This is a genomic window from Bacillus salipaludis, assembly GCF_030938565.1.
GTDB lineage: Bacteria > Bacillota > Bacilli > Bacillales > Cytobacillaceae > Neobacillus > Neobacillus salipaludis_A.
This window is the reverse complement of sequence record NZ_JAVGVR010000001.1, coordinates 5,600,968-5,613,056: the sequence shown is the minus strand read 5'-3', so window position 1 is coordinate 5,613,056 and position 12,089 is coordinate 5,600,968. Positions and strand designations below refer to the sequence as shown.

General features: G+C 35.8%; 13 protein-coding genes. 8 read left to right on the top strand and 5 right to left on the bottom strand.

Annotated elements, in window-relative coordinates; all coding sequences use genetic code 11:
* Nucleotides 1-60: 60 nt before the first annotated feature.
* Both RCG21_RS27950 and RCG21_RS27945 read right to left on the bottom strand, forming a co-directional pair.
* On the bottom strand, nt 61-924 hold the full coding sequence (locus RCG21_RS27950; RefSeq protein ID WP_235824775.1) for a hypothetical protein: 864 nt from the start codon (nt 922-924) through the stop codon (nt 61-63).
* Nucleotides 925-1,114: 190 nt separating this feature from the next.
* Nucleotides 1,115-1,819 carry a DUF421 domain-containing protein gene (locus RCG21_RS27945; RefSeq protein WP_208025347.1) on the bottom strand — a complete coding sequence of 235 codons (705 nt, stop codon included), beginning with the start codon at nt 1,817-1,819 and terminating at the stop codon, nt 1,115-1,117.
* A gap of 290 nt (nt 1,820-2,109) precedes the next feature.
* On the opposite strand from RCG21_RS27945, the gene RCG21_RS27940 reads away from it, so the two are divergent.
* Nucleotides 2,110-2,229, top strand: a complete 120-nt coding sequence (locus tag RCG21_RS27940) for an anti-repressor SinI family protein (protein ID WP_133334142.1) — start codon at nt 2,110-2,112, stop codon at nt 2,227-2,229.
* Nucleotides 2,230-2,295: 66 nt separating this feature from the next.
* Here the strand turns inward: RCG21_RS27940 and RCG21_RS27935 are convergent, their stop codons facing one another.
* Both RCG21_RS27935 and RCG21_RS27930 read right to left on the bottom strand, forming a co-directional pair.
* Nucleotides 2,296-3,357 (bottom strand): lactonase family protein, encoded by a 1,062-nt coding sequence (locus tag RCG21_RS27935; RefSeq protein ID WP_133334143.1) that lies wholly within the window; start codon nt 3,355-3,357, stop codon nt 2,296-2,298.
* A gap of 101 nt (nt 3,358-3,458) precedes the next feature.
* Complete coding sequence (locus RCG21_RS27930) at nt 3,459-3,782, bottom strand: winged helix-turn-helix transcriptional regulator (RefSeq protein WP_133334144.1); 324 nt, start codon at nt 3,780-3,782, stop codon at nt 3,459-3,461.
* A 124-nt stretch (nt 3,783-3,906) separates the two neighbouring features.
* Here RCG21_RS27930 and RCG21_RS27925 point away from each other — a divergent pair, with 124 nt between their 5' ends.
* The 7 genes from RCG21_RS27925 (at nt 3,907) to RCG21_RS27895 (ending at nt 11,239) form a co-directional block, all read left to right on the top strand.
* Nucleotides 3,907-4,674 (top strand): DODA-type extradiol aromatic ring-opening family dioxygenase, encoded by a 768-nt coding sequence (locus RCG21_RS27925; RefSeq protein WP_133334145.1) that lies wholly within the window; start codon nt 3,907-3,909, stop codon nt 4,672-4,674.
* A 369-nt stretch (nt 4,675-5,043) separates the two neighbouring features.
* A complete protein-coding gene (locus RCG21_RS27920) occupies nt 5,044-5,754 on the top strand; it encodes a DsbA family protein (RefSeq protein ID WP_308913976.1) in 711 nt (236 codons plus the stop codon).
* A 4-nt stretch (nt 5,755-5,758) separates the two neighbouring features.
* Complete coding sequence (locus RCG21_RS27915) at nt 5,759-6,175, top strand: disulfide oxidoreductase (protein WP_133334147.1); 417 nt, start codon at nt 5,759-5,761, stop codon at nt 6,173-6,175.
* Between the two features lie 412 nt (nt 6,176-6,587).
* A complete protein-coding gene (locus RCG21_RS27910; RefSeq protein WP_133334149.1) occupies nt 6,588-7,754 on the top strand; it encodes an ankyrin repeat domain-containing protein in 1,167 nt (388 codons plus the stop codon).
* Between the two features lie 246 nt (nt 7,755-8,000).
* Nucleotides 8,001-8,966, top strand: a complete 966-nt coding sequence (locus RCG21_RS27905; RefSeq protein ID WP_308913975.1) for a DUF4822 domain-containing protein — start codon at nt 8,001-8,003, stop codon at nt 8,964-8,966.
* Nucleotides 8,967-9,078: 112 nt separating this feature from the next.
* The gene (locus tag RCG21_RS27900) at nt 9,079-10,536 is read left to right on the top strand and encodes a sensor histidine kinase (RefSeq protein ID WP_133334151.1); all 1,458 of its coding nucleotides are present in this window, start codon (nt 9,079-9,081) and stop codon (nt 10,534-10,536) included.
* Nucleotides 10,537-10,540: 4 nt separating this feature from the next.
* A complete protein-coding gene (locus RCG21_RS27895) occupies nt 10,541-11,239 on the top strand; it encodes a response regulator transcription factor (protein WP_133334222.1) in 699 nt (232 codons plus the stop codon).
* Between the two features lie 61 nt (nt 11,240-11,300).
* Here RCG21_RS27895 and RCG21_RS27890 read toward each other — a convergent pair whose 3' ends face one another.
* Nucleotides 11,301-12,020, bottom strand: coding sequence for a response regulator transcription factor (locus RCG21_RS27890; RefSeq protein WP_133334152.1), 720 nt, complete (start codon nt 12,018-12,020; stop codon nt 11,301-11,303).
* Nucleotides 12,021-12,089: the final 69 nt, after the last annotated feature.

The following is a 12,089-nucleotide window of genomic DNA, read 5'->3' as shown; positions in this document are numbered from 1 at the left end:
CATTCCGTGATAACAGTTTGTTAGTCATGGAATGCCCTGTGTTTCCTTAGAGAAATAGTTTTAAAAAGTTTCAAATCTATTTTTTGTTTTCCCGCTATTAAGAATACGATTCGCTGGTATTGATTTCATATCCAATTCATTATAGTTACTTTCTGGCTTAAATATAAAAATAGGATTCGAATTTTGAATGAGTTGCAAGTCCCAACACATACCATCTATCTTGTTATATTGGCCTTGAATAGACATGATGAGTTTCGTATTCGATGAAGGTTGGATTTGTAAATTTGTAAAAGAATTCCCGCTGCATTCATTGGGGATGGTTTCACTGCCTTCTAAAACAATATTTTCAATACAATCTTCCAATGAGATTTTATCAAAACGATTAGCATTAACATATGCAAATCCACTAGCGGGTTTAACCGCCTTTAAATAAATACCTTTTTCAAAAGATACAATTTTGATATCTGTGAAGTTTACATATGAAATCTCATGGCCGCTCCCACCTGAGTATAGCCGGATCCCAATACCTGAAACTGTCCCTGTCCAATTCACCAAGACAAGATTTTTGAGTGCAGTATTATTCCACGTATTGTAGTATTGGTATTTTCCATCCAAGTAAATAGCTTCTTTGCTATAACCTTTATAATCAATCATAATACTAGCATTACACAATGAAGAATCCTTTTGTAGTTCAAACCCCCGGACATTTGCGCCCATAATAAACCTTGTCGCGTAACTTCCTTGTAATTTTACCCCTTGTTTAATAATAATTGTACCGGTTAAATAATAATCTTTATCGGATGCAATGACTGTTTTTTTAGAGTTTTGCGAGGCGAAATCAATCGCTGCTTGAATTTTGGCTTGGGGTGTATTACCTGTAAAATCCTCAACATAAACATTTGGATTTTCAGCTATTCGAATCACTCCCTTAAAAATTGGTAGAATCTATTAGATTCTTACTCTATTCTATGATTAACGAAAGATAATGGAATAATAAAAAAGCACATTTATTTCCTAAAAACTCAGATGTACTTAAATCTCCATTAGGAAAAGTGATAAATATTTTAATTTAAATGGAAAAATCCATCTCTTTTTAATGATGGATCTTTTAATCTTATTTATATAGAAGAATATTTAATTGACTTTTTCTGTCAATTGTTGCTAGTAATACATTTGATACATCAGTTTGATGGAAATTTCTCAGGTGATTATATAACCATTTTTCATCTCTTTTGATTTGCTGAAGTACATGGAAATTTATTTTCCCCTCCGAAATAATGGTCTTTGGTAAATCAAAAGGTTCAGTTTTCATTTGGTAGTTCGATGGTGTAAGCGGCTCAAACTGAGGATCCAAAAAAATAGACATTTGACCGTCTGCTTCCCATAGTGCCAAAGCTACTTTTTTTACATCCTCCACTTTCTCTTTTCTTAATTCAGCCAATAAGTAATCTACTGAAATTCTTGCTTTTAATAATCCTTTATTTAGAATCTCTCCATCCTTAATGAGCGGGATAGGATCAGAATCCATAAACTTGCGAAAGCGAGGCCATTTTAAGGATATAGAAATACAAATCATATATAAGACAATGATAATCATCGTTGAGATAATCGAACCTTTCATCCCAATGCTATGGTCTGATAGTGGATGTGCAATGATATTCCCTAACATTAAAGCCATAATGAAATCCAACAATCTTAATTGAGAAATGGCACGGCTGCCCATAATCTTTGCAGAAAAAAGCATAAAGAAAAAAGTAATGATCGCTCTTAAACACCATTCCATTATTGTTAATGATTCTTGCCCATGGAAAAAATGCACTATTCACACCTCAAATAAATAAAACTATTTTTATTTAATATGGCTTTTATATAAAAAATAAAAACCGAATGAGTTGGATATTTCTTGAATTAAAATTTTGTCGGAATTTTTGGGACTGTTCTTGTTCGATATAGTGAATTTTCGTGGTAATATTTTCTTAACGAAATAAGGATTTATAAGATAAAGGGCACACGTTTTAAAAGAGTGGGAGTAAAGCTTGAGTGCAAAAGTAAAATATATTGACCACTGAGCTACCTAAAATACCTATATTTTAGGAGGGAAATTTAAACATGGGAATCCATCAAATTGGCGAAAAAGAACTAGATAAAGAATGGTTATACTTGATTATTCAGGCACGTAATTTAGGAATTACGATTGCAGAGATCAAAAAGTTTCTAAAAATCCCCTAGGGAAAGGACCTGCTTCAAAGCGAGCAGGTCATATTTGGAGGGGGAGTTTGGGTCATTCAATTTTTATCAATAATGCAAAAACTTCACACATACTGGAAAAGGAACCTCGATATTTCTTTCAATCAAAGTAAGTTTTCCTGTCTCAACATCTCGGCGATAAAGGACAAGATTGCCTGATTCCTGGTTAGATCCGACCATATATCTGCCGGTTGGGTCAATCGAAAAATCTCTTGGCCAATCTCCTTCAGAGGAAACTCGATAGACAAAGCTTAACTCACCAGTAGTCTCATCCACACTAAACACAGCAATGCTATTATGCCCGCGATTCCCGGCATAAACAAAGCGGCCGTCAGCAGAAATATGGATGGCACTGCCTTGATTGTTTTCCTTAAAATCGTCAGGAAGTGTAGAAATAAATTGGTTCGCTATAAAATGACCATCTTCAGCGTGATAAGTAAGGAAAATGACCTCTGAGCTAAACTCCGTCATCACATAAGCAAATTTTCCGTTTGGATGGAAAGTAATATGTCTTGGACCGTTTCCTGCAGGGGTGGATAAACGGCTAACCTCCGTTAATTCTCCATCAATGTTTACTTCATATGTAAGAAGTAAGTCGGTGCCTAATTCAACCACTACGATATATTTTTCATCAGGAGTGATTCCCGCAAAATGGGTATGGGCCTTTTCTTGTCTTGGATCTGGACCAGAACCTTCATGTTGTATAACGGAAGCAGGCTGCTGAATGAAACCTGTTTCAGAGTCAAGCAGATAAGATTCAACGGTTCCTTTATGATAGTTTGCACTAAATAAATATTGATTTTTGCTGTCCATGCTAACATGGCAAGGAGACGAACCGGGAGCTAACTGGGTATTCATTGGGGTAAGTTCACCGGATTCGCTATCAAGCGAAAAAGAAGCCACTCCGCCTTCTTCACCTTTTTTTATAACGGCATATAAATATCGATTATCCTGACTGATGTTAAGGTAAGTAGGGTTGTCCAATTCAGCAACTGCTTTAATATCGGTTATTTTTTCATTTTCAGTATCTAATTTAAATGTGTAAATTCCTTTGCTGTCACCTTTTGTATAAGTGCCGATGTATCCGGTGTATTCGCTTTTTGAAATCATTTTCGCCTCTCCTTGTGTATGATTTTCCGTTTTATTTTACCATAGTAGGGAAAGTTTATTTATTTTCACTTCTCAGAACACAAATAAAAAAGCATGGAAACTCATGCTTCTTCATCGGTCTTAACCCATTCCCCCGACCACTTCTCTATTTCCCTTATGATGGACTCCATCGCCATTCCTTTTTCCGTTAAAGAATACTCAATTCGTACCGGTGTTTCAGGAAAAACTTCTCTTTTTACAATCCCTTCATGCTCTAGGTCCTTTAATCGTTCTGATAAAAGACGTCCACTGATGGGAAGAGAGGATTCGATTGTACAAAACCTCTGTGGGCCAGATAAAAGTTGATAAATAATAAAACCAGTCCAACGCTGGCTGAGTAATTTCATAGCCTGCTCAAATTTAGGGCACAATGTTGATGGATTCATACTTATTCACCTCTATGATCTTTATTATACATATGGTGATTGTAAACAATCAATTTAATTACTTGACGTAAATATATTACGTTATTATAGTTAGTTACATAAAGTAAGTAAAGGAGTGAAAGATATGCTTCCATCTTTATTTTTAGCGCATGGTTCACCGATGTTAGCAATTGAAGATAACAATTATACAAGATTTTTAGAAAAACTTGGCCAGCAATATCATCCAAAAGCGATTGTCATTTTTACTGCTCACTGGGAAGCTGAAACATTAACCATTTCTTCTTTAGATGAATCGTATGAAACCATCTATGATTTCTACGGATTTCCACCGGAGCTTTATGAAATTAAGTATCCCGCAAAAGGTTCCACTAAACTCGCATCATATTTAAAAGACCGATTAGCACAAGCAGGAATTCCCTCTAATCTGGATACGAAGAGAGGGTTAGATCATGGTTCTTGGACGATGTTATCAAAAATGTATCCAAATGCCGATATTCCTGTTATTCAAGTTTCTGTTCATCCCTTCCTGCCTCCAGAAATGCAATACAAAATCGGTGAGGCATTAAAAGGCATTGGGCAAGAAGAGATTCTTGTTATTGGAAGTGGGGTAACGGTCCACAATTTGCGAATCGTTCATTGGGGACAGAAAGAACCGGAACCTTGGGCTGTCGCCTTCGATGGCTGGCTTTTAGAAAAAATTGAAAAGCAAGATTTAGCTAGCCTTTTCGAATATGAAAAACAAGCACCGAATGCCAAGACTGCTGTACCAAGGCCGGAACACTTTGTTCCATTTTTCATTGCGATGGGCAGCGGAAACGGTTTGGACCAGGTACAACCAATCTATCGCGATTATGAATTCGGAACACTGAGCTATCTGTGTATGAAATTCTAAGGCAGTTTTTCAAAGATTGTTGTTTTTAAATAGGTTATTTTGAGAAGTTGATTGGAGCGGAAGGTGCGAGACTCCAGCGGGAGCACCGGGACAGGTGAGACCCAACAGTCGCTAAAGCGCCGAGGAGGCTCAACGCCCGCCCCGCGGAAAGCGAGCATCCTGGAGCGGAAATCAACCACACTTTTTTTAGTAAAGAGCTACAAAGTTTACGAAAAAATGCAAATCTAAAATAGTGAAGTGCCATTTTTCGATGGCATTTTTTGGTGTAATATTAACATTTTGTGAAGGTGTTTCCTTTTGTTTCACATTAGAGGACAGGTTTAGTACAATTAAACCTATCTTAGAGAATAAATGAGGAGTTTAAATTTTATGGCAAATAACAAAAAAAATACGAAACAACAGGGGAGTTCATCTAAGTTCACCTTTTGGATGATCGGCTTAATAGCGGTATGTATTCTTGGCTTTATTTTTCTAGGAAATCACAATAAAAAAGTTGAAAAACCAGCGTCTAAGTCGGAAGTCGCAATTGATTATTCTGGCCAGCCATTCCTTGGAAAAAGTTCAGCACCAGTCTCCATTATTGAATTTGGCGATTATAAATGCCCAAATTGTAAAAACTTTGCTGAGGGTGTGATTCCAGTAATTCAAAAAGAGTTAGTTGATACTGGAAAAGCAAAACTATATTTTTTTAACGATTCTTTTATTAATGTAGACTCAGAGCGAGCTGCAAAATTTGCTGAAGCAGTATACCACGAGCTTGGAAACGATACTTTTTGGAAATTCCATGACCTGCTTTATAAAAAGCAGCCGGAAGATCCTAAATATGAAAAAATGGATGTTTATGACAAGAAATTTTTGACGAATACACTAAAAGAAGTAGCGAAAGAGGATGAGGTCAACAAAGTCGTTGCTTATTTTGATGCCAACAAGGCAAATGCTGCTTGGCAAACGGATATGGATTATGTTACAAAACTTGGTGTAACAGGAACTCCAACTATCTTTGTGGACGGAAAGATGTTCCAAGGGAAATCACTTGATGATTTGAAGGATATGGTTGATAAAGCAGCAAAGGGGAAATAGGTAAATGAATAAATCCTTATTACTTGCTTGGGTTGCTGCAATTATCGCCACACTTGGGAGCTTGTACTTTAGTGAAGTCCGTCATTTTATCCCATGCACACTTTGCTGGTATCAAAGAATTTTCATGTACCCATTAGTGATTATTCTTGGAATCGCTGGCTATCGAAATGATTTAGCCATCTATCGATATGTTTTACCATTATCCATCATTGGGATGCTTATTTCTGGATATCATATGGTGCTGCAAAAAATACCGTACCTGCAACAGTTTGAAATGTGCACTACAGGTGTTCCTTGTTCAAAGGATTATCTGAATTGGCTTGGTTTCATAACCATTCCGATGCTGGCGTTTGTTGCGTTTACCATTATTACGATAAGCCTCATTTTTCTTGCTAGAGAAAGCAAAAAAGAGACAATTTAGTCTCTTTTTTTATTGGCACTGTTAAACTGGGTTGTTGATTTCCGCTCCAGGCACTTCGCTTTCCGTGGGCGGTCTGGGGAGCCTCCTCGTCGCTTTGCTCCTGTGGGGTCTCCCCTACCCCGTACTCCCACAGGAGTCTTCGTGCCTTCCGCTCCAATCAACTTTGTTTAAAAATCAATTTTGTTCTTTAACATAGCCTTTTTATTAAAGATTTACGGTAAAAATTTTCAAAAACTCGAAATGTTGATTTGCGGTTCTAGTAAAGATAATTTAAATATAGGTAAATATTTTTAAATTAAATTATCGTAATATTTTGTATAATCCTGGATACAATGATTGCGCAAAGTGGAGTAGAAGAAACTATTTTTGAATAATGGGTAGTTTGGATTTAAGAATGTAAAGGAGAATATTAATGGAAAATCAATCCTTAAGCCAAAATCTTATTCATGCTAGTGAACGGGGAGAATATGATCTTGTCGAACAGCTTTTAAAAGACGGTGCAAGTGTAGATTATAAAGATGCGGATGGCAGAACTGCTTTAATGGCGGCAACACAAAAAAATCAGGAAGATGTTGCAAAGCTATTAATTGGGGCCGGAAGTGATGTTAACGCAAGAGATATTACCCAACTCTCTCCGTTTATATGCTCCGCAGCAAATGGTTTTCATAAAATTTTGCGTTGGATGATCGATGCAGGTGCTGATGTAAAAAGTGTGAATCGGTTTGGCGGAACAGCTTTATTGCCTTCGAGTGAAAAAGGATATTTGAAAACCGTACAAATTTGTTTGGATGCAGGAGTTCCGGTAAATCATGTCAATAATCTAGGATGGTCTGCACTACTTGAGGCAGTTATTTTGGGAAATGGAGGCAGATTATATTCTGATATCATTCAAACCCTTATAGATGCAGGTGCAGATGTTCATTTGGCTGATAGAGACGGTAAGTCGTCCCTTCAACATGCAAAAGAGCTTAATCAGCAAAAAGTTGTAAACATTCTTAACATGGAATATAAAGAAAGTAATGATTCTATAAAAAAAGCAAAAGCTTTAGCGTTAACGGATAAGTATGAAGATGCGATTTTGGAAATTGATAGAGGACTTGAATTCGATTGCAATAATCTTGATCTAATCTATTACAAAGGATATTTCCTGCTAGAATTAAAGAAACATGTTGCTGCTTTAACTGAATTCAATAAAGCACTAACGCTTGACCCAAAGGATCTAGACTTTTATTTTTACACCGCAAATTGTTTCAGATTAATGAAAAAACCGGAGCAAGCTCTGAATGAATATGATAAAGCATGTAATTTGGATCCGAAGGGAACATTTTACCGCTACCATAAATCAAATTATTTAAGAGAGCTTGGAAGGCATGCGGAAGCTGTAATTGAAATGGATAAGTTACTTGCTCTTCAGCCGAATAGATACGATTTTTCTTTTCATAAGGCAAATAGTCTAAGATCACTCGGCAAGCATGAAGAATCAATGGAAGCAATTGAGAATGCGATTGCAACAGATCCAACGAATCCATTGTATCATTTGCATAAAAAGCAATCTCTTGAATTGCTGGAACAGAAGTGAACTAGGTTAGGAAAAAAACTAATTAGAACACTTTCTCGTATTAAAAACCGCACAGCAACAACTGTGCGGTTTTTAAATTAGCTTAAGATATCAAACTTAAAAGTTAAGAATTTGATAATGTTTTTTATATGGGGAGTTAAGTTCTGTTAGGTACAATCAGTGTACGTCGACGAAATCATAAATCAGAATACAAAAGAAATACTATTTTATTGAGAAATGCCAAAAATGAATTAGGAGATGAAATAAATGATCAAGAAAGCAAAAATATTTACACCTTTACTTGGATTGTCAATAGCATTAGCTGCGTATAACACAATTGCACAAGCCAAAGTAAGTAAACAAAAGAACGACACAAAAATAGAACAAACGAATATTCAATCCGAAAATAAACTGACTAAAGGTCAGAAAATGGCTAACATCCTTAGCAGTACAAATTGGCAGGGTACAAGGGTATACGACAAAGACCATCATGACTTAACAAATGAGAATGCAAACTTCATTGGTCTTGCAAAATATGATGCGAAATCAGGAAGATATGAATTTTTTGATGCGAAAACTGGTAAAAGTCGTGGCGATAAAGGTACTTTCTTTATCACCAATGATGGGAAGAAGCGAATATTAATTTCAGAATCAATGAATTACCAAGCTGTTGTTGATATAACAAAACTAACTAAAGATGTTTTTACCTATAAAAGAATGGGAAAAGATGCTAATGGCAACGATGTAGAGGTATTCGTTGAACATGTTCCATATAAAGGAAAGGAACTGTCTTTTACGGATCCAGACAAGCAGTTGGACACTACTACAGGGGATATTGTTAAAAACATTGATGGGGATAAAATTTTAGGCAGCACTCTTTGGCACGGTACAAAGGTATTAGATGAAAACGGCAATGATGTTACAAAATATAATTCAAATTTTATAAGTCTGGCAAAATTTGATGACAAGACGAATAAATATGAGTTTTTCAATGCTCAAACGGGCGCAAGCCGTGGTGATTATGGTTACTTTGATGTTGCACATGAAAATAAAATAAGAGCCCATGTTTCAATTGGAGCTAATAAGTATGGTGCCGCTCTTGAACTTACTGAGCTTAATAAAAATAAATTTACTTATAAAAGAACTGGTAAAGACAGTAATGGCAGGGACATAACGGTATTCGTTGAACATGAGCCTTATAAAGGTGAATTTAAACCAAAATTTAGTTTTTAAAAACAACTATTGAAATAATTGAATTCAAAACAAGGTTGTCTACAAAAAGGTGGCAACCTTGTTTCCTTTACGGTAAATTTAAAAAAACTGTACCTCGGCAGGAGGCACGCTTATGTCCATTCGGTGGCGATTATTTATTTCACATACAACGATGCTAATCGTGACGCTAGTACTTTTTTTAATAAGCGCTTTGTTGATTCCGGTGGCAATTACAGGGGATATTCGAAGTATTAAAGATTTGTATACACGTCAATATGCGCTTAAGCCCTTAACAAAACCAGAGGAAAATGTATTCCTGGATGTTAAATATTTAGCGAAAAAACAGCCAAATCAATTGTTAAATCAAACCATGCTTAAACAATATGATCAAAAGTTAGATTCAGTTACCTCTGGATTAATCGTCCGTAAAGGAGATAAAATTGTCCATTCCTCAAAAATTTTAAACTCTATAAAGGATGAAAAAAAGCTTCCTCCATTTGAACCGGAAAATATTAAAGTAAGAGATACCATCAGTATCGATCATCAATTTTTTTTATATGTAAAGTTCGATTTTTATTTTCCGAATCAAGAAAAAGGCAGTGTTATCATTATGAGAGAAGTAAGTCCATTTGTTGAGCTTTCGAGAAGCTTATTTCCATTAATATTCGGGCTATTATTTCTTTCATTAATTCTTGTAAATGGTTTATTAAGTTATTTTGTATCCAAGAGTATTATTAAGCCGTTATTTTCTTTGAAAAACGCAACAGAACAAATGGGTGAAGGGAATCTGAATGTTAAGATTGAGTATGATAGACAGGATGAGATTGGTCAGCTTAATCATGCATTTGACAAAATGAGGACAAAGCTAAAAGAATCCATTAAACTTCAGCTTCAGTATGAGGAAAGCCGAAAGGAGTTAATTTCGAACATTTCACATGATTTAAAAACACCGATTACAGCGATCAAAGGGTATATTGAAGGAATCCAAGATGGTGTTGCAGAATCACAGGGGAAGACGGAGAGATATCTTTCAACCATCAAACGAAAAGCGACAGATATGGATCAATTAATTGACGATTTATTTCTATTTTCCAAACTTGATTTAAAAAAGATGCCCTTTTCCTTCGAGGACATTGAAATCATCCGTTATATCATCAATTTTGTTGAGGAAATAGGTTTTGATTTAGAGGAAAAGGATATAAAAATTTTTGTTAAAAATAGGACAGAAAACGAAGTAAGGGTCATTGCCGATCGTGATAAGTTAAGAAGAGTATTGTCAAATATAATTAATAATTCCATAAAACATATGAAAAAGGCAGAAAAACAAATAGAGATTTATATTCAAGGTAAAGGGGATTTTGTAGAAATTGAAGTCCGTGATAATGGTTCAGGAATTGAACAAGAGTCACTCCCTTATATTTTTGAACGTTTTTATCGCGTTGATACGTCAAGAAATAAATCAACCGGCGGGAGCGGTCTTGGCCTTGCAATAGCAAAACAGATTATTACAGAGCATGGCGGCGATATTTGGGTGGAAAGTAAATTAGGGATCGGTACAAGTATCTTTTTTACGCTGAAGAAGACAATTTAGAGTGGTGAATACATTGAAAAAAATTTTAATCATTGAAGATGATCTTGATATTGGGGAATTACAGCAAGATTACCTGGAGATTAATGGACATGATGTTGAATTACAAACCTCAGGTAAGGAAGGGCTAAAACGTGCATTAAATAAAGAGTATGATCTATTAATCATCGATATCATGCTTCCGGAGGTGGATGGCTTCGAAATTTGTAAACAAGTTAGAGCTGTAAAGAATATCCCGATTTTAATTGTCTCTGCCAAGAAGGAAGATATTGATAAAATAAGAGGCTTGGGTCTTGGGGCCGATGATTATATTATTAAGCCGTTCAGTCCAAGTGAGCTGGTTGCCAGGGTGAAGGCCCATCTGGCACGCTATGAGCGTTTAATAGGAAATATGGATACGGCCAAAAAGGAAATAAGAATCCGAGGGCTTGTCATTGACGAAATGGCTCGGAAGGTTTATGTGAATGATAAGAAGATATCTTTAACTGCGAAAGAATTTGACTTATTGCTTTTCTTAGCTCTGCACCCAAATCGGGTTTTTAGCAAAGAAGATCTATTTGAAAGCATATGGGGAATGGATTCATCGGGGGATATTACCACCATTACGGTGCATATTAGAAAAATCCGCAATAAAATTGAAAAAGACCCATCCAACCCTCAATTTATTGAGACAGTTTGGGGCGCTGGTTATATGATGTCGGTTTGAGCTAGTATTAACTTCAGACAGAAATGCTTTAATAGTAAATCACTTTCTTTTATCCCTGTTATTATTGGGAAGAAGAAAGTGATTTATTTTCTCTTTCACGGAATTCTGTAGGAGATATTCCTACAATTTTGCGAAATAACGTACTGAAATAGTGCTGGCTGCTGAATCCGGATTTTTCGGCAATATCCGATATCGTCCAATTTATGTTCGTAATCAAAAATTGTTTGGCTGTTTGAATCCGATATTGGATTAGATACTCAGAAAAGGATACCCCGACTTCTTCATGAAATTTCCGGCTCAAGTATGTCGGATTAACATGCACCTGATTCGCAACAGTTAACAAGGAGATCTTTTCATTGAATTTTTCATGGATCAACTTTAGTGAACTGTCTATAAGACTGGAATAACCCTTTTCTTGCTGTTTGTCCTTATATTTTGCTAGAACACTTAATAATTCACTTTCAATAATAGGCTTGGTTAAATAATCAACTACTCCGATTCGAATGGATTGTTGTGCATAGTTGAAATTCTGACAGGCTGTCACCATAATGATGTCCACTTCCTGATTGATTTTCCGCAATTCTTCTCCGAATTCCAATCCTGATTTTCCTGGAAGGTTTATATCTAAAAAAGCCAATTGGATAGAAAAATTCTGATTAATCTCATGTGCTTGGTTTGCATCGGCAGCTTTGTAAATCTTCCAATTGGGGCATTCTGATTGAAGCATATATTCCATTTGTTCCAATTCTAATGGCTCATCATCAACAATTAAAACATTCATTTCTTCATGCCCCCTCATTAAGAGAATAATAAAGTATAAATTTTGACTTCGAGAATTTGTCTAGCTCCA